This is a genomic window from Pseudomonas fluorescens HK44 (assembly GCF_000217955.3).
Lineage (GTDB): Bacteria > Pseudomonadota > Gammaproteobacteria > Pseudomonadales > Pseudomonadaceae > Aquipseudomonas > Aquipseudomonas fluorescens_AQ.
In genome coordinates this window covers 42,383-65,172 of record NZ_AFOY02000016.1, presented here as the reverse complement: position 1 = coordinate 65,172, position 22,790 = coordinate 42,383, and the positions used below count along the sequence as shown (strand labels likewise).

Sequence of the window (22,790 nt, the reverse complement as noted above, 5' to 3'; positions counted from 1 at the left end):
TGAGAGCGCCCCCTGACACTGAACCTTCGAACAAGGCTCATACTCGAACATTTCACACGCCAATTATGGAGTTCATCATGGCTAGCAAAACGGCAAAGACTGCTCAAGAAATCCTGATGGAAGATTTTCAGACATTGGTCAGCGACACCGAACGGTTGCTGGAACACACTGCAACACTGGCTGGTGATCAAGCCGATGAGTTACGTAGCCAGATTCACGAAAGCCTGCAGCGGGCTCGCGAAACCCTGAAACTGACCGAAGACTCCTTGCGCCAACGCAGCCAGGCTGCTGTCACCGCCACGGAAGACTATGTTCAGGCCAACCCTTGGCAAGCGGTTGGCATCGCGGCCGGCGTAGGCTTTTTGATTGGCTTGCTGACGACGCGGCGCTGATATGGCTATCGGTGAATCCGGCTCGTCCGAACCAGGTACTGGGTCTTCATCGCGACGCTTGAGTGCCGCTTTTCTCGGGTTACTGCGCAGCCATGTCGAGTTGTTCGGTATCGAATTGCAGGAGCAAAAAGCCCGCACCGTAAGCCTGTTGCTGTTCGCAGGCCTGGCACTGGTTTTCGCTTTACTGCTGCTGATCGGGCTTTCGGCGCTGGTGTTGATCCTGCTGTGGGACACTTATCGCCTGTCGGGGATCATCGGCCTATGCGTCTTCTATGCGCTCGCGGCACTCTTTTGTGGCATGCGCTTGAAAGCGGCGATCTTCGATGAAACATCGCCTTTCAACGCCACCCTTGAAGAGTTGGCGAACGACAGGGAGCGCCTGCTGCCATGAACCTGCCTGAAATACCCAAAAACAGTTCCCGACAAGAGATGCGCAAGGCGTTGATACGCTTGCGCATGGAAATGCATCGCCAGGAAATTCGCCACGAGTCCCGGCAGTTGTTGGAGCCCTTGCAACGCGTACGTGGGATGACGCAAAGTTTTCAGGAGGGTCTGGGCATCAAGCACGCGCCACTCTGGGGCATCGCCGCCGTAACCTTGCTGGGCTTCCTCACCGCAAAGGGCGCCAAGGGCGGTGGCATCAGCAGTGTCACTCGGTTAGTCCAGCTAGGCACCAGCCTGTTGCCACTGATCAAGCTGGTGCTGCAAGGCTCCTCGCGCAAAGACCCATAGACCAACAGACCCAAATCAGCCACCTGACGGAGAACCTGCCTTGGATTGGCATACCCTGCTTAATCGTGAACGCCTCGGAAAACCGCTGCATAGCCCGGAAGAGCTCGGTCGCAGCCCCTTCCATAAAGACCACGACCGGGTCATTTTCTCCGGAGCCTTCCGCCGTCTTGGGCGCAAGACCCAGGTCCACCCGGTGTCCAGCAATGACCATATCCACACGCGCCTGACCCACTCACTGGAAGTCAGTTGCGTGGGGCGCTCATTGGGTATGCGCGTCGGTGAAACCATCCGCAGCGCCCTGCCCGACTGGTGCGAGCCTAGCGATCTGGGCATGGTGGTGCAGTCCGCGTGCCTGGCCCACGACATTGGCAACCCACCCTTTGGCCACTCGGGTGAAGACGCCATCCGCTACTGGTTCCAACAAGCCGCGGATAAAGGCTGGCTGGACGCCATGAGCGAAGTCGAACGCAACGATTTCCTCAACTTCGAGGGCAACGCCCAGGGCTTCAGGGTCCTGACCCAACTGGAATACCACCAGTTTGACGGCGGCACACGCCTGACTTACGCAACGCTGGGCACCTATCTGAAATATCCGTGGACCGCGCGCCATGCCGATTCGCTGGGTTACAAAAAACACAAGTTCGGTTGCTATCAAAGTGAACTGCCCCTGCTGGAGCAGATTGCGCAGAAACTCGGCCTGCCTCAACTCGAGGAACAGCGCTGGGCCCGACATCCTCTGGTCTACCTGATGGAAGCCGCCGACGACATCTGCTACGCCTTGATCGACCTTGAAGATGGCCTGGAGATGGAGCTTCTGGAGTACGCCGAGGTGGAATCCCTGTTGCTCGGCCTGGTCGGTGATGATCTGCCGGAAACCTACCGTCAACTCGGCCCCGATGACTCGCGTCGCCGCAAACTGGCAATTCTTCGCGGCAAAGCCATCGAGCACCTGACCAACGCTGCAGCACGAGCATTCGTCGAGCAGCAGGACGCGCTATTGGCCGGCACCCTTCACGGCGATCTGGTAGAACACATGCACGGGCCCGCCAAGCGTTGCGTACTGAATGCCAAGGACATGGCGCGTAAAAAAATCTTCCAGGACAAACGCAAAACCCTGCATGAAATCGGCGCTTACACCACACTGGAAATTCTGCTGAATGGCTTTTGTGGGGCGGCACTGGAACAGCACGGTGGTCGCACGGCTTCGTTCAAGAACCAGCGCATACTCGATCTGCTGGGCAATAATGCACCCGACCCGCACGGCCCTTTGCATAACTCGTTTTTACGCATGATCGACTTCATCGCCGGCATGACCGACAGCTATGCCAGCGAAATGGCACTGGAAATGACCGGACGCTCCAGCCACCACTAAATCAATCGATCAGTCGCCCGGAATATTCCGTGACGGCTGATCCCCCCAATACTTTGTAGTACCGGGAGAATCCCCCTACATCCTGTGCAGAGTAAACTGATCGTTTGCTCTATATACACACGAAATAATCACTCTATCCTGAACAACAGGATTGGGGGCCTTACAGCTGATAGAACTCCAGCAATGGCAAACAAGACAGTACTGATTAAATCGACAAGGTTGTTTCTGACGCACACCGCAGTTCGACCATCCTCATGGAAAGCTATATGTTCAACTACGATCTGCGCATCATGCTGGTGGAGGACCATCCTTTTCAGCTGAAAGCAACCCAATACTTACTTGAAAGTTACGGTTTTACTCAGGTCACCGCCGTAGATAACGCCGAAAATGCATTACAGACGATGATACAAGTGCAACGCCCCTTCGAAATACTGCTGTGCGATCAATGCCTGCCAGACCTCTCCGGTCTTGACCTGATTGGTATTGCCAGCCACCAGCACCTGATACAACAGGCAATCATCCTGAGCAGCCTTGACTCAATCGAACTGGACACCTTGAAAAAAAACGCACACGAGCAACGACTGCCATTACTGGGTTATTTGGCGAAACCGCTGAAACAATCTGAATTTATAAACTTATTGACCCTTCCCGACCTTACAAACAAACACTATTAATGGAAAACCTTCAGACACCTCACGACAAACAGAGAAGCCTCAGTATTACCACGCACCAGAAAACAGAGATCTGGCACTTATTGCAAAAGCATATATCCACCCTGAATAAGGGCACCTACATGCCCGACTAATATTCTCGCTCTTCCTCACAAACCTAGTTCATGCGTAGTCCGATGCCTCTTTTAATGTAGGACATGTCCTATATTGCACCTACAGCCCCGTCAGTTCATGTGTCAACGCACTTATCTGAGCTAAGGTGCTCGCTTTATTTGCGCACGTATGGGACATGATTATGAACTCAGTTTTTATTGTCGACGATCACCCCGTCATTCGCCTTGCAGTTCGTATGTTGCTGGAACATGAAGGTTACAAAGTAGTCGGTGAAGCCGACAACGGAGTCGATGCGATGCAGATGGTTCGCGAATGCATGCCCGACCTGATTATTCTTGACATCAGCATTCCTAAACTCGACGGGCTGGAAGTTCTCTCCCGCTTCAATGCAATGAGTACCCCGCTGAAAACACTGGTGTTGACGGCCCAGAGCCCAACACTGTTCGCCATCCGCTGTATGCAGTCCGGGGCCTCCGGTTATGTCTGCAAGCAGGAAGATCTCAGCGAACTGCTCAGTGCCATCAAAGCCGTGCTGTCCGGTTACAACTACTTCCCCAGCCAGGCCTTGAACCCGGTTCGCGGGGACGAAGCGCTCTGCGCTGAACTGGATTTGTTCAAGTCCGTCAATGATCGCGAACTGATGGTCCTGCAACTGTTCGCCCAGGGTCGTACCAATAAGGAAATTGCCAAAGGCATGTTCCTCAGCAACAAGACCGTCAGCACCTACAAAAAAAGACTCATGCAAAAACTCAAGGCCAAATCCCTGGTAGAACTTATCGAGATGGCAAAACGTAACGCGCTAGTGTGAGAGACAGGATGCCCAGGTGTTTAAAGGACTATTTATTGTATTTGAGTGCAGGTTTATGTCTGAGCACCTCTGTGTCCGGAGCAGACAGCGGAATCGGAAATTACACGCTGCTCAGTCGCTCAACGGCAGGTTACATGGACGTTCAACTGGATAAATCACAACGGCTGTGGCTGCACAACAAGCGCGAACTGGTCCTGGGGACCTCCGCGCCTGACTACCCTCCTTTCGATTTAACGATCAGCGGTCACGACTATGAGGGTTTCACGGCTGATTACGCAGGGGTCCTAGCACAATCCCTGGGCCTGTCGATCAAGGTCCGTCGTTACCTCTCCCGAGAGGCCGCCATCGAAGCACTCGAAAACGGCGACGTCGACCTGCTCGGAACGGCCAATAGCTTTGAAGGAAGACGTTCCAGCATCGTACTGTCTGCCCCCTACGCCATAGATCAACCGGTTCTGGTCACTCGGAATGCAGAAAACCGATCATTGACCGAAGGTCTTGCCGACATGCGTTTGAGCATGGTCTATCACTATCTGCCGCTGGAAGAGGTAAAGGCGCAATACCCCAAGGCCATCATCACCTCTTACCCGTCCTACCAGAATGCGATCAATGCCGTTGCCTTCGACCAGGCAGACGTATTCCTTGGCGATACCATTTCCACCCACTTCATGATCAACAAGGGCTATCTGAAAAATATACGGATGGCCAACTTCGGCAAACATGAGGCCTATGGCTTCAGCTTCGCGGTCAGCAAGGACAATCCGGACCTGCTGGCAATCATCAACGCTGTACTCAAGGAAATGCCCGCGGGCGAGCGGGAAAACATTGCCAAACGCTGGAGCGCGGGCAGCGACATCCTTCTGACTGACCACAAACTGCAATTGACCAACCGTGAGGAACGCTGGCTTGCGCAGCACCCCGTTGTTCGCGTGGTCGTCAACGATGCCTTCGCCCCGCTGACGTTCTTTGACGCCGACGAGAGCTTTCGGGGAATAACCGCCGACTTGCTCGAACTGATCAGGCTTCGAACCGGTTTGCGCTTCGAGATTCACCGCAGCCAAAGTGACAGCGAGATGATCAGCCAGGTCAAAGGGAACCAGGCTGACCTGATTGGCGCGATGATTCCTAGCCCCGAACGCGAGGCACAATTGAGCTTCACTCGGCCCTACCTGGAAAATTCATTTGTACTACTGACCCGAAAGAGCAGCTCCAGCCCAATCAGTCTTGAGCAATTGAATGGAAAGAGCCTCGCCATCACTCAGGGCAATCCGCTCCTCGACTATCTGCACCGCACATACCCGACGATCCAGTTGATTGAAACGCCTGACAGTTTCAGCGCGGTGGAGTTACTCGCCAAAGGTCAGGTCGACGGCGCAGTCAATTCATTGGTGATTGCCAACTACTTCATTTCATCGCAAGTGTTCGAGGATGCATTGCAAATCAGCGCGACTGTCGGGACACAGCAAGCCGCGTTTTCACTGGCAACCGCGCGCAGCGCTACAGAACTGCACTCCATCCTCGACAAAGCCCTGCTCAGCATTGCGCCGGACGAGCTGGGAATAATCAACAGCCGCTGGCGCGGCTACACGGGCACCGCCAATAGCACCTGGCGCAACTACCATCGCCTGTTCTATCAACTGGTCATTGGCAGCGGTCTTTTGTTGCTGATTTCGCTGGCCTGGAATGCCCACATGCGCAGGCAGATCAAGCAACGCCAGAAGGCAGAACGCGCACTCAACGACCAGTTCGAATTCATGCGCACGCTGGTCAACGGTACACCTCACCCCATCTACGTACGGGACCGTGAAGGACTGCTGCAAAGTTGTAACGACAGCTATCTGGAGGCCTTTTGTGCCAAACGCGAAGACGTGATTGGCAAAAACCTCATGCAGGGCGCCATGAGCAATGAGTTCGAAGCCAGGGAATACCTGGCCGACTACCAGCGTGTGGTGGCCGAAGGTGTCCCGTTGATTCTCGACCGCCCCCTGCACATTGGCCGGAAAAGGCTGACGATCTATCACTGGATTCTTCCCTATCGGGACTCGACGGGTGAGGTCCAGGGGATCATTGGAGGCTGGATCGACATCAGCGAACGACGGCAGCTTTTTGATGAGCTCAGGTCCGCCAAAGAACAGGCGGACAAAGCCAATCGCGCCAAGAGCACCTTCCTGGCCACCATGAGTCATGAAATCCGCACGCCGATGAATGCGGTGATCGGCATGCTCGAACTGACATTGAAACGGGCCGATCAGGGTCATCTGGATCGGCCGGCTATCGAAGTGGCCTATAGCTCGGCCAAGGACATGCTGGAGTTGATTGGCGACATACTCGATATTGCCCGAATCGAGTCTGGCCATTTGAGCCTGGCGCCAGAGCGGGTGAACCTTGGCGAGACGATTGAATCGGTCGTGCGGGTTTTCGATGGATTGGCCCGGCAAAAAAACCTCTGTCTCGTGCTGGAGCACCCCACCAGCGCTGAACAGCCCGATGTATTGATCGACCCCCTGCGCTTCAAACAGATACTGTCCAACCTGATCAGTAATGCCATCAAGTTTACCGAGCACGGCCAGGTGACGATCAAGGTCAATCTGCAACCGGCCTCGGAGCCCGGCAGCCTCCAGATGGAGTTGTGGGTCAATGACAGCGGAATCGGCATCAGCGAAGACGATCAGCGACGCTTGTTCGAACCTTTCAGTCAGGCCGATAACAGCGGGCATTTGGCCAGAAGCGGCGCTGGATTGGGGTTGGTGATCAGCCGCAACCTGTGCGAAATGATGGGTGGTTGCGTGCAACTGACCAGTTCGCCCGGGATCGGCACTCAGGTCCGGATTTCATTGCCGATGGCCGTGCTGCCAGACGCCCTGATGCTGGACACCCCACAACCGGTCATCGCGAACGCCACGATCACCCTGAACGTGCTGGTGGTCGACGACCATCCCGCGAATCGCTTGCTCATGTGCCAGCAACTCGGCTTTCTGGGGCATCGGTCCGTCACGGCCAACAACGGTGAGGCAGGTTTCCAGGCATGGAAAGAAGGCCATTTCGACCTGGTGATTGCAGACTGCAACATGCCAGTGATGAATGGCTACGAACTCACCCGTGCCATCCGCAAGACCGAGCACGATGAGCAGCGCCCGCCCTGTACGGTGCTTGGCTTTACCGCCAATGCTCAACCGGAGGAAAAACAGCGATGCCGACAGGCAGGCATGAACGATTGCCTGTTCAAACCCATCAGCCTGCCCGCGCTGGGCCAGCGACTGGAAGCACTCAAGCCGATCATTGACGATCAAGCCTTTAACCTGGACGGCTTGCAGTTACTCACCGGCGGCGATCCAAAACTGGTTCAGCGCTTGCTCGCCGAACTGCTCAACAGCAATCGCCTCGACCGCCAGGAACTCCTCGCACTGCCACCTGCAAGCGGGCCGCAAGCCTTCATCGATATGGCGCACAAAATCAAAGGTGCGGCCCGTATCGTTCAGGCCTCAAAGCTTATCGACGGCTGCGAAGCGCTTGAGCGCGTATGTCATGAGAACATCGGTGCGGACCAACTCGAGGCCCGCTGCAAAGGCGTAGAGCACGCCATGCTTGAGCTGGAGCAGGCGCTACAACGACAGATCCGTCATCACGCCAACGTGTAGAACCTGCCCTGAAGCAACTCGTAGCAGCCGCCTTCGGCAGCGGCTACGGGTTTGATCAGCACTCGGTCAAACGCAAGAAAATCTCCGCCAACTGCTCAATGCCGGCCTGATCATCAACGGTGAAACGCGCCAGCAAAGGACTGTCCAGATCCAGCACGCCAATCAACCGACCATCCTTGACCAAAGGCACCACCAATTCACTGTTCGAGGCACTGTCGCAGGCAATATGCCCGGCAAACGCGTGCACATCTTCAACCCGTTGAGTGCGAAGGGTAGCGGCCGCTGCGCCGCAAACGCCACGGCCGAACGGAATGCGCACGCAGGCGATCTGCCCCTGAAACGGCCCGAGCACCAGTTCCTCGTTGCGATTGAGGTAAAACCCGGCCCAGTTCAGGTCATCGAGCTGATTGAACAAGAACGCCGAAAACTGCGCGGCGTTGGCGATAAAGTCGCGCTCATCCGCCAGCAACGACTCCAACTGCGCGCAGAGCAGGCCATAGCCCTCAAGTCCCGCACCGCTCTTTTGCAAATCGATCATGCCTTGTGCTCCAACAACTTCAGTCCAACCCAATACCGGGCAAATTGATACGCGCAACGGCCGTTGCGATTACCGCGCCCGGTCGCCCAGCGAACGGCGAGAATCTCCAGTTCTTCATCACGTTTCCACTCAAGACCGGCCTTGCCTGCCAACGCTCCCACCCAATGCTCGACCACATTGAGGAAGTGCTCCTGGGTAAAAGGATAAAACGACAGCCACAGGCCAAATCGATCCGACAGCGCAATCTTGTCTTCGACCGCCTCGTTGGGATGAAGCTCGCCGTCGACCATTTTCCAGTTTTCGTTATCGCTTTCTTTTTCCGGAACCAGGTGGCGACGGTTGGAGGTGGCGTACAGCAGTACGTTATCCGGCGCCTGTTCCAGCGAGCCATCGAGCACGCTTTTGAGCACCCGGTAATCGCCCTCACCGGCCTCGAACGACAGATCGTCGCAAAACAGCACAAAGCGCTGAGGCAGCTTGGCGACTTGCTCGACGACGCGTGGCAGGTCCGCCAGGTGATCGCGTTCAATCTCGATCAGGCGCAAACCGCCCTTGGCGTGCTCGGCCAGCAAGGCCCGCACCAGCGACGATTTACCGGTGCCACGCGAACCCCAGAGCAGCGCGTGGTTGGCAGGCATGCCGTCGAGAAACTGCCGGGTGTTTCGCCCCAACTGTTCCAACTGCTTGTCGACCCCGATCAGGTCAGACAGACGCATGTCCAGGCTGACCTCAAGTGGCAACAGAAATCCGCTCCGACCCTCGCGCTGCCAGCGTGCCGCCAGGCACTGCGTCCAGTCGATGGCTGTGCGTTGCGCGGGCAGTAACGGCTCGATACGAGCCAGAACCGCATCGGCGCGTTCAAGAAATGCATTCAATCGCGAATCCACGACTTCTCCTCAGGCACGTTCACAGTAATGATGGGGGACAGAAAACCAGGCACAGCGCGTAATGCCGGGATTATCGCGATAATGGCTCACCCGTCAGTCATGCCGAAACCCACCGATGATCGGCTATGCTTCGCCCAGAAGGGAAACGAAAGTGGTTCAGCACACCATGGATATCAAGTTCACCAACCGACTGTCTTACAAGCAAGCCAGGCTCACAGTGCTGGTCGGTTTCATTCTGGGAACCCTGCTCAGCCTGGTGCAAATAGGCATCGATTATGCCAGCGAAGACGCCTCCATCAACCGGGAAATACACTCGCTGCTGGAAATCAGCCATAACCCGGCTTCGCGGATCGCCTACAACATCGATGCCGAACTGGCCCAGGAACTGACCCTCGGCCTGCTGCGCTCACCCGCAGTGATCAGTGCGCAACTGAGCGATAACAACAATACGATCCTCGCCAGCGTAAAACGCCCGGACCCGCAAAACGGCGGCTATCGGGTGATCAGCGACTTTCTGTTCGGCGCCAATCGACAGTTCAAGGACCGCCTGTTCCTCGACCACCTGCCCGATGAGTCCCTCGGCACCTTGCAACTGGATATTGACACCTACACGTTTGGCAGCCGCTTTCTGCGCCGGGCCGAAGTCACTCTGATCAACGGTTTTGTCCGCAGCCTGATATTGACCGGGATTTTGCTGGCGCTGTTCTACGTGATGCTCACCAAACCGCTGGTGCGGGTAATTCGCGAACTGAGTGCACGTGACCCGAGCAGTTCAGAGCAGCCACCGCTGGAGTGTCCGGTAGCACATGAAAACGATGAGATCGGCGTCCTGGTCACGGTGGCCAACCAGCAATTCGAAAACATGACCACGGAAATCCAGCAACGCCGCAATGCCGAAAACCGTCTGACCGACTACCTCGGGCAACTGGAAAACATCGTCTCGGCGCGTACCGGTGAGCTGAAAGCGATCAATAGCCGATTGACGGTATCGAACGAAGAATTGGAAATCGCGCGCCAGACCGCTCTGGACATGGCCCAGGCACGCTCTGTGTTTCTGGCCAACATGAGCCATGAAATCCGTACGCCGCTCAATGGCTTGCTGGGGATGATCGCGCTCTCGCTGGACAGTCCGCTAAATGCCGAACAACGCCAGCAACTGTCGATTGCCCACGACTCCGGCAAAGTACTGGTGGAACTGCTCAACGATATTCTCGACCTGTCGAAGTTCGATGCGGGTCAGCTTGAGCTGGAGCGCATTCCGTTCGACCTCGGCTCACTGATCGAAGACACCGCCAACCTGCTGTCACAGAACGCCGCGCCCAGCGTCGAACTGACATGCCTGATTGATCCGCAGTTCCCGTCTCTGGTGCTCGGCGACCCGATGCGGGTTCGGCAGATTGTCAGCAACCTGCTCTCCAACGCCCTTAAATTTACCCGTTTTGGACGGGTGGACGTGCGCCTGAGCACCCACGAAGACGGCGTCAGAATCGAAGTCTGCGACACCGGAATCGGCATCGCGCAGGATGATCAGCTCAAAATCTTCCAGCCGTTTACCCAAGCGGGTGCGGGCATCTCTCGTCAGTTCGGTGGTACCGGGCTGGGTTTGGCCCTGACCTTCAACCTGTGCGAAGCCATGCAGGGCCGCCTCAGCATCAGTTCAGAACCTGGTTTCGGCAGTCAGTTCTGCGCCGAACTGCCGTTGCCGGCCCACACGCCGGCAATCATTCCCGCCCCCCTGCAAGGCAAGGTCTTGGCGATTACCGCCGCCAGCAGCGGTCTGGCCGAACTGTTAGGTAATCTGTTGCCCGTTTGGGGGCTGGAGTACCAACAGCGCACCATCGACGACGCCTTGATCGGGTTATCGCCCGATGTGATGATCACTGACTGCCCGGAATGTCTGTTCGGAGTACGTCCGGGCATGACCGCGCCGATTCTGCTGGTGACTGCCTATGGCAGTTTCATGCCCAGTGAAGAAGCGGCTGCCCTCGCCCCCCTGCAACAACAAGCACGCCCATTGGCCCGCAATGCGCTCTACCAGACACTACGACGCACTTTACAGGCCGACGAAGTCGCTCTCGTCACCGATGCTCAAGAGTCAAGCCTCACGCCCCAGCGGCGGGCAAGAATCCTTCTGGTGGAAGACAACCCGGTCAATCAGCTCGTGGCCAAAGGCATGCTCAGCAAGTTGGGCTGCAAGGTGGTTGTCGCCTCCCACGGCGCCGAAGCGCTCGACCAGCTGGAACTCAAGGAATTCGACATGGTGCTGATGGACTGCAACATGCCAGTGATGGACGGCTACGAGGCCAGCCGGCAGATCCGTCACAGCGGGCGCTGGCCGGATCTGCCGATCGTTGCCCTGACCGCCAACGCCATGCCCGAGGAGCGCGAACGCTGCCGTGCGGCAGGCATGAGCGATTATCTGGCGAAACCGTTCCGTCGCGAGGAACTGGCGGCCCTGCTTGAACAGTGGGTGCCGGCTACGATAGCGCCCTGATCTGCCCCAGCAGTTGATCAAGGCCGTCGCGCAATTCACCCAAGCGCTCAAGATCGACACCACTGTCGCACAACAGGCGTGCCTTGAGCGGCCCGACCTGTTCGCGCAGGGCAACCCCTGCCGGCGACAGACTCAAGTGCACTTCCCGCTCATCGCGCGCCGAGCGTTGACGCTGGACCAGGTGTAACTGCTCAAGACGCTTGAGCAACGGCGTGAGCGTCCCGGAATCCAGCGACAGTCGCTCGCCAAGGGCTTTGACTGTTGGCTGCTCGGGCGCACTTTGCTGCCACTCCCATAGCACCAGCATCACCAGATATTGCGGATACGTCAGGCCCAGTTGATCGAGCATTGGCTTATAGCCGCGGATCACTGCTCGGGACGCGGCGTACAGCTTGAAGCAGAGCTGACTGTCGAGCAGCAGCGAATCGGCTGACACATCATTCATTTGAGCAGGGCTTCAATCTCGCGGGTCAGGTCCTGCGGCTTGGTCGTCGGCGCAAAACGCTTGACCAGCTTGCCATCCCGGCCGATCAGGAACTTGGTGAAATTCCACTTGATGCCCTGGGAGCCCAGTAGACCCGGCGCACGCTTTTTCAGCTGAACAAACAGCGGATGGGCGTCGCTACCGTTGACGTCGATTTTTTTGAACAGTGGAAAGCTCACACCGAAGTTCAGTTCGCAGAACTCGGAAATCGCCCCTTCATTGCCCGGTTCCTGTTTACCGAACTGGTTGCACGGAAACCCGAGCACCACCAGGCCTCGATCCTTATAGGTCCGCCACAACTCCTCCAGTCCTTTGTACTGCGGGGTAAAGCCGCATTTACTGGCGGTGTTGACCACCAATAGCGCTTTGCCGGCGTAATCGGCCAGGGTCTTTTGCTCACCTTTGATGGTGGTGCAGGGAATACTCAGCAGGTTCTCGGTCATCGCGCATGCTCCGGTGGAAGATGAGGAAGGCTTAAACATAGCGAGCAATTAGATTGTGTGCAATTTAATAAATCAATAACCTGCCGACAAGGAGCTGCCGCAGGTCAGGACTTACATTATTCGCGCGGCACCAGGTCCAGGCACACCGAGTTGATGCAATAACGCAAGCCGGTCGGTGGCGGGCCATCCGGGAATACATGCCCCAGGTGCGCATCGCACTTGGCGCAGACCACTTCGGTACGAATCATGCCGTGGCTGATATCGCGAATCTCGACCATGGCGCTCTCGCCGATCGGCTCGTAGAAGCTCGGCCAGCCACAGCCTGAATCGAACTTGGCAGTTGAATCGAACAGCGGCTCGTTGCAGCAGATGCAGTGATAGACACCCTCGGTTTTGGTGCCGTTGTACTTGCCCGAGAACGGCCGCTCGGTGCCCTTCAAACGACAAACGTTGTACTGCTCCGGGTCGAGCATCGCGCGCCATTCTTCCAGGGTTTTTTCCAACTTTTCCATGGTCATACCTCTGCTTCTGAAAAAGCCTGATCTGTACCTTTTCCACGGATCAGGCGGCACGTATGATTGCGCCTCGTTAAATGCCAGTCTGGCAGCCGCGTTACACGCATTCAAACGGATTTTGGTGCGGTGACCCCAGGCGCCAGGCCCGTGTGAAAACGCAGGATTCCCAGTACGGTAGTTCAAACAGCGTCTGGATCGTTCATTTTCGGGAACACATCGCCATGCAGGTCAGCAAATCGAACAAGCTCGCCAACGTCTGCTACGACATTCGCGGCCCAGTGCTCAAGCACGCCAAACGCCTGGAAGAGGAAGGCCATCGCATCCTCAAGCTGAACATTGGCAACCCGGCGCCTTTTGGTTTCGAAGCGCCCGATGAAATCCTCCAGGACGTGATCCGCAACCTGCCGACCGCCCAGGGCTACAGCGACTCCAAAGGCCTGTTCAGTGCGCGCAAGGCCGTCATGCAGTATTACCAGCAGAAACAGGTAGAAGGTGTCGGCATCGAAGACATCTACCTGGGCAACGGCGTTTCCGAGCTGATCGTGATGTCGATGCAGGCCCTGCTCAACAACGGTGACGAAGTGCTGGTTCCGGCCCCCGACTATCCGCTGTGGACCGCAGCGGTCAGCCTGGCAGGCGGTAATCCGGTGCACTACCTGTGCGACGAGCAAGCCAACTGGTGGCCGGACCTGGCCGACATCAAGGCCAAGATCACCCCGAACACCAAGGCTCTGGTCATCATCAACCCGAACAACCCGACCGGTGCGGTGTACTCCAAAGAAGTCCTGCTGGGCATGCTGGAACTGGCTCGCCAGCACAATCTGGTGGTGTTCTCCGACGAGATCTACGACAAGATCCTGTACGACGATGCCGTGCACATCTGCACCGCGTCCCTGGCGCCGGACCTGCTGTGCCTGACCTTCAACGGTCTGTCCAAGTCCTATCGGATTGCCGGTTTCCGCTCCGGCTGGATCGCCATTTCCGGTCCCAAGCATCACGCCCAAAGCTACATCGAAGGCATCGACATGCTGGCCAACATGCGCCTGTGCGCCAACGTGCCAAGCCAGCATGCGATCCAGACCGCACTGGGCGGTTATCAGAGCATCAATGACCTGGTGCTGCCGCAAGGGCGCCTGCTGGAACAGCGCAACCGCACCTGGGAGCTGCTCAACGACATCCCGGGCGTCAGCTGCGTCAAACCGATGGGCGCGCTCTACGCGTTCCCGCGGATCGACCCTAAAGTCTGCCCAATCCACAACGATGAAAAGTTCGTCCTCGACCTGCTGCTCTCGGAAAAACTGCTGGTGGTCCAGGGCACAGCCTTCAACTGGCCATGGCCGGACCACTTCCGCGTCGTGACCCTGCCTCGAGTGGACGAACTGGACATGGCTATCGGTCGGATCGGCAACTTCCTCAAGTCCTATCGCCAGTAAGCGCGATGACGCCGAGGGCCTCAAAATGGCCCTCGGCGATTAATTCAGCAACATATCTCCATGCTTCGACTGCGACAGCGCCTTGAGTGCTGGCGGATTTACGCGACTGCCGGTTACGCCCAATAGCGGCGGGACTTGTGAAAGCAAAATCCAGCCAAATATCTCTTCAGGTGACGTCAGAAATGCCCTGCAAGCATCTAGAATCCAGCTGTAGGACACAGTTTGAAATAGTCACCCGGTTGAATAGCCCGGTGCAGCACCTTATATACCCCGCAGTACGCTACATATTTAGCACGAGGAGATTTCTACAACCATGATGCGCATCCTGCTGTTTTTGGCCACTAACCTGGCGGTCGTGCTGATTGCCAGCATCACCCTGAGCCTTTTCGGCTTCAACGGGTTCATGGCGGCCAACGGGGTTGATCTCAACCTCAATCAGCTGCTGATTTTCTGTGCGGTCTTTGGTTTCGCCGGCTCGCTGTTCTCGCTGTTCATCTCCAAGTGGATGGCGAAGATGAGCACCAGCACCCAAATCATCAGCCAGCCGCGCACTCGCCATGAACAATGGCTGCTGCAAACCGTCGAGCAACTGTCCCGCGAAGCCGGAATCAAGATGCCCGAAGTCGGGATTTTCCCGGCGTACGAGGCTAACGCCTTTGCCACCGGCTGGAACAAGAACGACGCGCTGGTCGCGGTCAGCCAGGGCTTGCTCGAGCGTTTCTCGCCCGATGAAGTGAAAGCCGTTCTGGCCCACGAAATCGGTCACGTAGCCAACGGCGACATGGTAACGCTGGCGCTGATTCAGGGCGTGGTGAACACCTTCGTGATGTTCTTCGCGCGGATCATCGGTAATTTCGTCGACAAGGTGATTTTCAAAAACGAAGAAGGCCAAGGCATTGCCTACTATGTCGCGACCATCTTCGCCGAACTGGTGCTGGGTATCCTGGCCAGCGCGATCGTCATGTGGTTCTCGCGCAAACGCGAATTCCGTGCAGACGAAGCCGGCGCCCGCCTGGCCGGCACCAGCGCCATGATCGGCGCCCTGCAGCGCTTGCGCTCGGAACAAGGCCTGCCGGTGCACATGCCGGACACCCTGAATGCCTTTGGCATCAACGGTGGCATCAAGCAAGGGTTCGCCCGCATGTTCATGAGCCACCCACCGCTGGAAGAGCGGATCGACGCATTGCGTCGTCGCGGCTGAGAAGTTCTGCGGTGATAGAAAAGGGGCGATCTGATCGCCCCTTTTTTTATGCCGATCTTTTGCGGTTTAGCGAGCGATCAATTTATATACACGCTCCTCAAGGCGCGTAACGCCCGCCTGGAGGAACTTCCAGCTCTCCCCCAGAATGTCCCGCACCTCACAGAAATCGAGCCGCCAGCGACCGCCCAGTAACGTCTGCACGTCTTCATCCGTCACGGCAAAGGGCGGACCGGCCAATTGCGCCTGATCGTAGTCCATCGTAATCAACAAGCCTTCACAGGTTGCCGGCAAAGTCTGGCTCAAGTGCGCGGCGTACTGTTCGCGCATGGGCGGTGGCAAGGCAATCAGCGCCGCCCGATCATAGACGGCCACACAATCGACCACATCGTCTGCGGTCAGGCTGAAAAAATCTCCGCACCACAGCACCAGGGACCCCGCCTGGTAGACCTTGAACGCACCTTGTTCGGTGATCTGCGGTGTCAGTTGCTGCTCACGAAAAAATTCCTCAACGGCTTTTTCCGATAACTCGACACCCAGCACCCGATGCCCCTGCCCGGCCAGCCACACGAGATCAAGACTTTTCCCACAGAGCGGCACCAGCACCTGTGAGCCCTTCGTCAGATTCAATTGCGGCCAGTATTGCTGCAAATAAGGATTAACCTCTGACTGATGGAAACCGATCTGATTGAGCTCCCAACGCTTTTGCCAAAACTCAGGCTGCATAAATCCCCCTGATAATTCGATCTATATGCCCTAAAACTTATATTAGATTTAGATCAATGATCTGACTGAAGATGCTCCTATCTTAACGCTCAGGACCTTATTCATGTTCCCCAGCCTGTTTATCTCTCACGGCTCACCCATGCTGGCACTGGAGCCCGGCGCCAGTGGGCCGGCGCTCGCACGTCTGGCCAGCGAGCTACCGAAACCCAAGGCCATCGTGATCGTTTCCGCACACTGGGAAAGCCAGGACCTGCGCGTCGGCAGCGCTGAGCAACCAGAAACCTGGCACGACTTCGGTGGATTCCCCGCTGCGCTGTTCGCGGTGCAATACCCCGCACCCGGCCAGCCGGAACTCGCGGCGCAGGTCGCCGGGTTACTCGACGCGGATGGTTTGCCGGCACAGCTCGATAGCCAGCGCCCGCTCGATCATGGTGTTTGGGTCCCTCTGTCTCTGATGTATCCGCGGGCCGACATTCCGGTGGTGCAGGTGTCGCTGCCGAGTCGTCTTGGCCCAGCCCTGCAAACCCGCGTCGGGCGCGCGCTGTCCAGTCTGCGCGAGCAAGGTGTGTTGTTGATTGGCTCCGGCAGCATCACCCATAACCTGCGCGAGCTGGACTGGCATGCCGGTCCGGAAAGTGTCGAACCCTGGGCCAAGGCCTTTCGCGACTGGATGATTGAAAAGCTCGCCGCAAACGATGAAGTCGCCCTGCACGATTATCGCCAGCAAGCCCCGAATGCCGTGCGCAGCCATCCCAGCGACGAGCATTTGCTGCCACTGTACTTCGCCCGTGGCGCCGGTGGCGATTTCAGCATCGCCCACGAGGGTTTCACCATGGGTGCGCTGGGGATGGACATCTATCGTTTCGGCTGACCGATATACCGCGTCGCCCCCATCGCGAGCTTGCTCGCGATGGGGGCAACTCCGCTCAAGAGGCCAGACACAAAACAGCAGGCAAAAAAAATCCCCGAACCAGTCGGGGATTTTTTATGTGCGATCAATCAGCCCGAGAGCGGATCAATCTTCGCGATAGCGACGCAGTTTCAGCTGCTTACCGGCAACGCGAGTGTCCTTCAGTTTGGTCAGCAGACGCTCCAGACCATCTTCCGGCAACTCGACCAGGCTGAAGCTGTCACGCACCTGGATACGACCGATTGCTTCGCGAGCCAGACCACCTTCGTTGAGGATAGCGCCCAGCAGGTTCTTGGCAGCGATACCATCACGCGCACCCAGCGCGGTACGGCAACGAGCACGGCCTTCGGCCAATGGGATCGGAGCACGACGCTCGCGGTCACCACGGTCCGGACGATCACCGGTACGCTCTGGACGATCGCCACGCGGTGCGTTGTTCGGCACCAGTGGACGTTCTTTCTCGATAGCAGCCAGGGTCAGTGCCTGAGCGTTGGTAGCCTTGCGCAGCAGAGCAGCAGCCAGTGCACGCGGGGTGCAACCGATGTCGGCAGTCAGGCGATCCAGCAGATCACCGTGAGTCGATTCGGCATCGCCAACCAGCGGCGACAGGCTGTTGGTCAGTTTCTTGATGCGTGCATCGAGAACAGCTTGAGCGTCTGGCAGGCGAACTTCAGCAACCTTTTGACCGGTTACGCGCTCGATCACTTGCAGCATGCGGCGCTCGCGTGGAGTCACCAGCAGCAGTGCACGACCTTCGCGACCGGCACGGCCAGTACGGCCGATACGGTGAACGTAGGACTCTGGATCGTACGGCATATCAACGTTGAACACGTGAGTGATACGCGGAACGTCCAGACCACGAGCAGCAACGTCGGTCGCCACAACGATGTCCAGACGGCCATCCTTGAGGGATTCGATCACGCGCTCACGCTGGTTCTGGGCAATGTCACCGTTCAGCGCAGCGGCTTTGTAGCCTTTGGCTTCCAGGGCGCTGGCCAGGTCCAGGGTCGCTTGCTTGGTACGCACAAACATGATCAGCGCGTCGAAATCTTCCACTTCCAGCAGGCTCAATACAGCCGAGGTCTTCTGGTCAGCGTGAACCAACAGGTGAGCCTGTTCGATCGCGGTAACGGTCTGAGTCTTGGTCTGGATCTTCACGTGCTGCGGATCACGCAGATGACGCTCGGCGATGGCACGGATCGACTGCGGCAGGGTAGCCGAGAACAATACGGTCTGACGGGTTGCCGGCAAGGCCTTGAAGATAACTTCCAGGTCGTCCATGAAGCCCAGCTTGAGCATTTCGTCAGCTTCGTCGAGAACCAGGTGGTTCACGGTTGCCAATACTTTTTCGTCACGACGCAGGTGGTCGCACAGACGGCCCGGAGTGGCGACAACGATCTGTGCGCCATTACGGATTGCTTTCAGTTGCGGGCCCATAGGCGCGCCGCCGTAAACGGCCACAACGGTAACGCCGGGCATTTGCTTGGCGTAGGTTTCGAAAGCGGTTGCTACTTGCAGCGCCAACTCACGGGTTGGCGCCAGGATCAGGGCTTGCGGCTCGCGCTTAGCAGGATCGATGCAATGCAGGATCGGCAGGGCGAACGCAGCGGTTTTACCCGTACCGGTTTGCGCCTGACCAATCATGTCGTGACCGGCCATGATGATCGGGATCGATTGCTGCTGAATAGCCGAAGGCTCTTCGTAGCCAGTCGCGATGACGGCTGCAAGAATATTCGGATTAAGATTAAAAGCGGCGAAGCCGCCGGTTTCCTGGGTCATGGGTCTGCCTCTAAGTGCATCCGCAAAGACCCATGCTCCAAAGCTGCGCATGCCGTGTAAGACTCAAGAGTCGCCCTGGCTGCTTTGTCGGCGGGGATTTGCGAAAACGAATGAATGAAAAAGATTCGTCAAGGAAGAGTCCGCTGTGCGGACGTGCAGCCGAAGCTGACTTCGGGGAATTGCGCTACCTAAACGCGGCCTGGCTAAAGACCGGCGCGCACTATACCGGAATTCACCAAAAAAGGGAGCTTTATTTGTCGGAAAAAACCGGCATACACCGTTGTGTCACAGGCTTTGCGGATAATCGTGCAACGGTCTATTTTTCAAAAGCCCGGCCCTGTTGGTCATGACACTTAAACGGTTCATCTTTCAGGCCATGACCTTTGGTCTGAGCCCCCTTCCCCGCCCGAGGAAATATCCCATGAATCAACCTGATTGCAGTCGCGTCAGCCGTGAACGACGCGGTCATGTCCTGTTGATCGGGCTGGACCGGGTGGCCAAGCGCAATGCGTTTGACCTCGATCTGCTCAACGCGCTGAGCCTGGCCTATGGCGAGTTCGAAGCCGACAGCGAGGCCCGCGTCGCGGTGGTGTTCGGTCATGGCGAGCACTTTACCGCCGGGCTGGACCTGGCGAGCGTCAGCGCTGCGCTGGCCGAAGGCTGGCAAACCCCGGCCGGCGGTTGCGATCCGTGGGGGGTGTTCGTTGGCCCCAGGGTCAGCAAACCGGTGATTGTTGCGGCCCAGGGCTATTGCCTGACGATTGGCATCGAACTGATGTTAGCCGCCGATATCAACCTCTGCGCCAGCAACACCCGCTTTGCGCAAATGGAAGTGCAGCGCGGCATCTTCCCCTTTGGCGGTGCAACCTTGCGCCTGCATCAGATAGCCGGTTGGGGCAATGCCATGCGCTGGCTGCTGACCGGCGATGAGTTCGACGCCCACGAAGCGCTGCGTCTGGGGCTGGTGCAGGAGGTCATGGTCAGCGAAGACCTGTTACCGCGTGCGATCGAGCTGGCAGAACGCATTGCCAGGCAGGCGCCGCTGGGAGTTCAGGCGACCTTGCAGTCCGCACGTCAGGCTCATCTGGAGGGTGAAACAGCGGCGGCATTGGCTTTGCCAGCGCTGGTCAAGAAGTTGCTCAACAGTGAAGACGCCAAAGAGGGGGTGCGATCGTTGATCGAGAAACGCCCCGGGGTCTTCAAAGGCTGCTGACATTGCCTTTGTGGCGAGGGAGCTTGCTCCCGTTCGGCTGCGCAGCAGTCGTGAAGCAGCAATCGCGGTGTATCAGAAAGACGGCGCTTGCCGGTTCTGGGGTCGCTTCGCGCCCCAACGGGAGCAAGCTCCCTCGCCACAGTGGCTCGCCAGAATTCACGTCGCCGGGCGAATCGCCTTGATCAGCGGCTGCAACGAATACCCCAATCGCGGCGCCAGCGCTTCGGCGCGGGCGGTCAATCCTTGCATGTCCAGTTCCTGGTCAAGGTCGGCTGGCACGATCAGGATCACATTGCCCTCTTTCACCGGCAGCTCCCAATAATGTCGGTGATAGAGCCCACGCAGTAACGCTGCACCCAGCGGTTTGCCGTCATCGGTCGCCCATTGATTGATCACCAGCCAGCCGCCCGGATTCAGGCGTTTCTGACAGTTTTCCAGAAACCCCCAGGCCAAATGGCCGACACCCGGACCGACATCGGTATAAAGGTCGACGAAAATCAGATCCGCCGACTCGGCCGTCTCGAGCAACTCGAGGGCGTCGCCGATGCGGATATACAGACGAGGATCGTCGTCCAGCCCCAGGTACTCGATGGCCAGACGCGGTACGTCCGGGCGCAACTCGATCGCTTCGACGTCTTCCAGCGGCAGGAACTTCAGGCACGCCTGAGTCAGGGTGCCTGCACCCAGGCCGAGAAACAGCGCGCTTTCCGGCTGATCATGGCACAGCGCACCAATCAGCATCGCGCGGGTGTAGTCGTACTCGAGCCAGCTCGGATCGGCGGTGAACACGCAGCTCTGCTCGATGGCATCACCAAATTCGAGAAAACGGTAATCCGCCACTTCCAGCACCCGGATCATGCCGAATTCATCAAACACCTCGGCGAGCAGATGCTCGACGCGCTCCTCAGTCATTTCGTCTCCCAGTCGTTGTCGGGCTGATCCCCGGCAACGCAATCATTCGTTCCGCTTGGCGCGGCAAAGGCGCAATTGTCCGCCAAGCTTCAGGAACAGGTCACGCACTAATTGCTGATAACATAAACGTCCGACCGTAAAACACTAGAGTCCATGATGAGCCAACCCTGGAGCCCTGACAGCTGGCGCGCCCTGCCGATCCAGCAACAACCCCACTACCCTGACGCTGCACATTTGCGCGCAGTCGAGCAAAGCCTGGCCAGTTATCCGCCCTTGGTGTTTGCCGGTGAGGCCCGGGAGTTGCGCCGTCAGTTTGCCGAGGTGACCCAGGGCCGGGCGTTTCTGCTGCAAGGCGGCGATTGCGCGGAAAGCTTCGCCGAGTTTTCGGCGGCGAAAATCCGCGACACTTTCAAAGTCCTGCTGCAAATGGCGATCGTCATGACCTTCGCCGCCGGTTGCCCGGTGGTAAAAGTCGGGCGTATGGCCGGGCAGTTCGCCAAGCCGCGCTCGGCCAATGACGAAACCATCAACGGCGTGACCTTGCCGGCCTACCGAGGCGACATCGTCAACGGCATCGGTTTCGACGAAAAAAGCCGCGTACCCGACCCGGATCGCCTGTTGCAGTCCTATCACCAGTCCACTGCGACCCTGAACCTGCTGCGGGCCTTTGCCCAGGGCGGTTTTGCCGACTTGCATCAAGTGCATAAATGGAACCTGGACTTCATCGCCAACTCGGCACTGGCCGAAAAATACAGCCACCTGGCCGACCGTATCGATGAAACCCTGGCGTTCATGCGCGCCTGCGGCATGGACAGCTCGCCGCAACTGCGCGAAACCAGTTTCTTCACCGCCCACGAAGCGCTGCTGTTGAACTACGAAGAAGCCTTCGTGCGTCGCGACAGCCTGACCAACGATTACTACGATTGCTCGGCGCACATGCTGTGGATCGGCGATCGCACGCGTCAGCTCGACGGCGCTCATGTCGAGTTCCTGCGCGGGGTGAACAACCCGATCGGGGTCAAGGTCGGCCCGACCATGAACACCGAAGAACTGATTCGCCTGATCGATGTGCTGAACCCTGACAACGATCCGGGCCGCCTGAACCTGATCGCACGCATGGGCGCAAACAAGGTCGGCGACCATCTGCCACAACTGATTCGTGCGGTCGAACGCGAAGGCAAGAAAGTGCTCTGGAGTTGCGACCCGATGCACGGCAACACCATCAAGGCCAGCAGTGGCTACAAGACCCGGGATTTTGCGCAGATTCTCGGCGAGGTGAAGCAGTTCTTCCAGGTCCACGAAGCAGAAAGTACGTATGCCGGTGGCATTCATATCGAGATGACCGGGCAGAACGTCACCGAATGCATCGGCGGCGCACGGCCAATTACCGAAGATGGTTTGTCAGACCGTTACCACACCCATTGCGACCCACGGATGAACGCCGATCAGTCGCTGGAGCTGGCGTTCTTGATTGCTGAGACCCTGAAGCAGGTTCGCCGCTGAGTCAGTAAGCCTTTCGGTATTCGTCAGA

The 22,790-nt window shown here is 57.7% G+C and carries 21 protein-coding genes; 13 read left to right on the top strand and 8 right to left on the bottom strand.

All coding sequences use genetic code 11. The features are described from left to right. The first annotated feature begins 77 nt into the window (after positions 1 to 77). The 7 genes from HK44_RS20595 (at position 78) to HK44_RS20565 (ending at position 7,727) form a co-directional block, all read left to right on the top strand. Complete coding sequence (locus tag HK44_RS20595; protein ID WP_019692897.1) at positions 78 to 392, top strand: DUF883 family protein; 315 nt, start codon at positions 78 to 80, stop codon at positions 390 to 392. 1 nt (position 393) lies between these two features. Beyond that, complete coding sequence (locus tag HK44_RS20590) at positions 394 to 783, top strand: phage holin family protein (protein ID WP_019692898.1); 390 nt, start codon at positions 394 to 396, stop codon at positions 781 to 783. Further along, positions 780 to 1,124 carry a hypothetical protein gene (locus HK44_RS20585; protein WP_019692899.1) on the top strand — a complete coding sequence of 115 codons (345 nt, stop codon included), beginning with the start codon at positions 780 to 782 and terminating at the stop codon, positions 1,122 to 1,124. The genes HK44_RS20590 and HK44_RS20585 overlap by 4 nt, the downstream gene beginning before the upstream one ends. Positions 1,125 to 1,164: 40 nt before the next feature. Further along, positions 1,165 to 2,496 carry a deoxyguanosinetriphosphate triphosphohydrolase gene (locus HK44_RS20580; RefSeq protein ID WP_019692900.1) on the top strand — a complete coding sequence of 444 codons (1,332 nt, stop codon included), beginning with the start codon at positions 1,165 to 1,167 and terminating at the stop codon, positions 2,494 to 2,496. A gap of 266 nt (positions 2,497 to 2,762) precedes the next feature. Continuing rightward, positions 2,763 to 3,170 carry a response regulator gene (locus HK44_RS20575; protein ID WP_019692901.1) on the top strand — a complete coding sequence of 136 codons (408 nt, stop codon included), beginning with the start codon at positions 2,763 to 2,765 and terminating at the stop codon, positions 3,168 to 3,170. Positions 3,171 to 3,462: 292 nt separating this feature from the next. Beyond that, the gene (locus HK44_RS20570; RefSeq protein ID WP_019692902.1) at positions 3,463 to 4,089 is read left to right on the top strand and encodes a response regulator transcription factor; all 627 of its coding nucleotides are present in this window, start codon (positions 3,463 to 3,465) and stop codon (positions 4,087 to 4,089) included. A gap of 8 nt (positions 4,090 to 4,097) precedes the next feature. After that, complete coding sequence (locus tag HK44_RS20565) at positions 4,098 to 7,727, top strand: transporter substrate-binding domain-containing protein (RefSeq protein WP_031319607.1); 3,630 nt, start codon at positions 4,098 to 4,100, stop codon at positions 7,725 to 7,727. Between the two features lie 55 nt (positions 7,728 to 7,782). Here the strand turns inward: HK44_RS20565 and HK44_RS20560 are convergent, their stop codons facing one another. Next, positions 7,783 to 8,265: a GAF domain-containing protein gene (locus HK44_RS20560; RefSeq protein ID WP_019692904.1), complete on the bottom strand. Its 483-nt coding sequence runs from the start codon at positions 8,263 to 8,265 to the stop codon at positions 7,783 to 7,785. After that, positions 8,262 to 9,152, bottom strand: a complete 891-nt coding sequence (locus HK44_RS20555; RefSeq protein WP_019692905.1) for an ATP-binding protein — start codon at positions 9,150 to 9,152, stop codon at positions 8,262 to 8,264. The genes HK44_RS20560 and HK44_RS20555 overlap by 4 nt, the downstream gene beginning before the upstream one ends. 166 nt (positions 9,153 to 9,318) lie before the next feature. Here HK44_RS20555 and HK44_RS20550 point away from each other — a divergent pair, with 166 nt between their 5' ends. Next, positions 9,319 to 11,646 carry a hybrid sensor histidine kinase/response regulator gene (locus tag HK44_RS20550; RefSeq protein WP_031319604.1) on the top strand — a complete coding sequence of 776 codons (2,328 nt, stop codon included), beginning with the start codon at positions 9,319 to 9,321 and terminating at the stop codon, positions 11,644 to 11,646. Here the strand turns inward: HK44_RS20550 and HK44_RS20545 are convergent. From HK44_RS20545 to msrB, 3 genes are all read right to left on the bottom strand, one after another. After that, entirely contained in the window at positions 11,630 to 12,091 is a 462-nt protein-coding gene (locus tag HK44_RS20545; RefSeq protein WP_019692907.1) for a MarR family winged helix-turn-helix transcriptional regulator, read from the bottom strand. The genes HK44_RS20550 and HK44_RS20545 overlap by 17 nt on opposite strands. After that, complete coding sequence (locus tag HK44_RS20540) at positions 12,088 to 12,573, bottom strand: glutathione peroxidase (protein WP_019692908.1); 486 nt, start codon at positions 12,571 to 12,573, stop codon at positions 12,088 to 12,090. The genes HK44_RS20545 and HK44_RS20540 overlap by 4 nt, the downstream gene beginning before the upstream one ends. A gap of 116 nt (positions 12,574 to 12,689) precedes the next feature. Next, a complete protein-coding gene (gene msrB / locus HK44_RS20535) occupies positions 12,690 to 13,085 on the bottom strand; it encodes a peptide-methionine (R)-S-oxide reductase MsrB (RefSeq protein ID WP_031319602.1) in 396 nt (131 codons plus the stop codon). A 224-nt stretch (positions 13,086 to 13,309) separates the two neighbouring features. On the opposite strand from msrB, the gene HK44_RS20530 reads away from it, so the two are divergent. Together HK44_RS20530 and htpX are read left to right on the top strand one after the other, a co-directional pair. Beyond that, positions 13,310 to 14,521 carry a pyridoxal phosphate-dependent aminotransferase gene (locus HK44_RS20530; protein ID WP_019692910.1) on the top strand — a complete coding sequence of 404 codons (1,212 nt, stop codon included), beginning with the start codon at positions 13,310 to 13,312 and terminating at the stop codon, positions 14,519 to 14,521. Positions 14,522 to 14,834: 313 nt separating this feature from the next. Continuing rightward, positions 14,835 to 15,722: a protease HtpX gene (gene htpX / locus HK44_RS20525; RefSeq protein ID WP_019692911.1), complete on the top strand. Its 888-nt coding sequence runs from the start codon at positions 14,835 to 14,837 to the stop codon at positions 15,720 to 15,722. A gap of 66 nt (positions 15,723 to 15,788) precedes the next feature. Here htpX and HK44_RS20520 read toward each other — a convergent pair whose 3' ends face one another. Continuing rightward, positions 15,789 to 16,445, bottom strand: a complete 657-nt coding sequence (locus tag HK44_RS20520; RefSeq protein WP_019692912.1) for a thiopurine S-methyltransferase — start codon at positions 16,443 to 16,445, stop codon at positions 15,789 to 15,791. 103 nt (positions 16,446 to 16,548) lie between these two features. On the opposite strand from HK44_RS20520, the gene HK44_RS20515 reads away from it, so the two are divergent. Further along, positions 16,549 to 17,316, top strand: coding sequence for a DODA-type extradiol aromatic ring-opening family dioxygenase (locus HK44_RS20515; protein WP_019692913.1), 768 nt, complete (start codon positions 16,549 to 16,551; stop codon positions 17,314 to 17,316). 144 nt (positions 17,317 to 17,460) lie between these two features. Here the strand turns inward: HK44_RS20515 and HK44_RS20510 are convergent, their stop codons facing one another. Next, entirely contained in the window at positions 17,461 to 19,134 is a 1,674-nt protein-coding gene (locus HK44_RS20510) for a DEAD/DEAH box helicase (RefSeq protein WP_019692914.1), read from the bottom strand. A gap of 421 nt (positions 19,135 to 19,555) precedes the next feature. On the opposite strand from HK44_RS20510, the gene HK44_RS20505 reads away from it, so the two are divergent. Beyond that, positions 19,556 to 20,347, top strand: a complete 792-nt coding sequence (locus HK44_RS20505; RefSeq protein WP_019692915.1) for a crotonase/enoyl-CoA hydratase family protein — start codon at positions 19,556 to 19,558, stop codon at positions 20,345 to 20,347. A gap of 156 nt (positions 20,348 to 20,503) precedes the next feature. On the opposite strand, the gene HK44_RS20500 is transcribed toward HK44_RS20505, so the two are convergent. Further along, positions 20,504 to 21,259, bottom strand: a complete 756-nt coding sequence (locus HK44_RS20500; protein WP_019692916.1) for a spermidine synthase — start codon at positions 21,257 to 21,259, stop codon at positions 20,504 to 20,506. A 156-nt stretch (positions 21,260 to 21,415) separates the two neighbouring features. Here HK44_RS20500 and HK44_RS20495 point away from each other — a divergent pair, with 156 nt between their 5' ends. Further along, a complete protein-coding gene (locus tag HK44_RS20495; RefSeq protein WP_019692917.1) occupies positions 21,416 to 22,762 on the top strand; it encodes a class II 3-deoxy-7-phosphoheptulonate synthase in 1,347 nt (448 codons plus the stop codon). Positions 22,763 to 22,790: the final 28 nt, after the last annotated feature.

Coding starts and splice junctions, on each gene's coding strand:
- HK44_RS20595 (WP_019692897.1), top strand. CDS start 78: ATGGCTAGCAAAACGGCAAAGACTGCTCAAGAAATCCTGATGGAAGAT.
- HK44_RS20590 (WP_019692898.1), top strand. CDS start 394: ATGGCTATCGGTGAATCCGGCTCGTCCGAACCAGGTACTGGGTCTTCA.
- HK44_RS20585 (WP_019692899.1), top strand. CDS start 780: ATGAACCTGCCTGAAATACCCAAAAACAGTTCCCGACAAGAGATGCGC.
- HK44_RS20575 (WP_019692901.1), top strand. CDS start 2,763: ATGTTCAACTACGATCTGCGCATCATGCTGGTGGAGGACCATCCTTTT.
- HK44_RS20570 (WP_019692902.1), top strand. CDS start 3,463: ATGAACTCAGTTTTTATTGTCGACGATCACCCCGTCATTCGCCTTGCA.
- HK44_RS20565 (WP_031319607.1), top strand. CDS start 4,098: ATGCCCAGGTGTTTAAAGGACTATTTATTGTATTTGAGTGCAGGTTTA.
- HK44_RS20560 (WP_019692904.1), bottom strand. CDS start 8,265: ATGATCGATTTGCAAAAGAGCGGTGCGGGACTTGAGGGCTATGGCCTG.
- HK44_RS20550 (WP_031319604.1), top strand. CDS start 9,319: ATGGATATCAAGTTCACCAACCGACTGTCTTACAAGCAAGCCAGGCTC.
- HK44_RS20545 (WP_019692907.1), bottom strand. CDS start 12,091: ATGAATGATGTGTCAGCCGATTCGCTGCTGCTCGACAGTCAGCTCTGC.
- HK44_RS20540 (WP_019692908.1), bottom strand. CDS start 12,573: ATGACCGAGAACCTGCTGAGTATTCCCTGCACCACCATCAAAGGTGAG.
- msrB (WP_031319602.1), bottom strand. CDS start 13,085: ATGGAAAAGTTGGAAAAAACCCTGGAAGAATGGCGCGCGATGCTCGAC.
- HK44_RS20530 (WP_019692910.1), top strand. CDS start 13,310: ATGCAGGTCAGCAAATCGAACAAGCTCGCCAACGTCTGCTACGACATT.
- htpX (WP_019692911.1), top strand. CDS start 14,835: ATGATGCGCATCCTGCTGTTTTTGGCCACTAACCTGGCGGTCGTGCTG.
- HK44_RS20520 (WP_019692912.1), bottom strand. CDS start 16,445: ATGCAGCCTGAGTTTTGGCAAAAGCGTTGGGAGCTCAATCAGATCGGT.
- HK44_RS20515 (WP_019692913.1), top strand. CDS start 16,549: ATGTTCCCCAGCCTGTTTATCTCTCACGGCTCACCCATGCTGGCACTG.
- HK44_RS20510 (WP_019692914.1), bottom strand. CDS start 19,134: ATGACCCAGGAAACCGGCGGCTTCGCCGCTTTTAATCTTAATCCGAAT.
- HK44_RS20505 (WP_019692915.1), top strand. CDS start 19,556: ATGAATCAACCTGATTGCAGTCGCGTCAGCCGTGAACGACGCGGTCAT.
- HK44_RS20500 (WP_019692916.1), bottom strand. CDS start 21,259: ATGACTGAGGAGCGCGTCGAGCATCTGCTCGCCGAGGTGTTTGATGAA.
- HK44_RS20495 (WP_019692917.1), top strand. CDS start 21,416: ATGAGCCAACCCTGGAGCCCTGACAGCTGGCGCGCCCTGCCGATCCAG.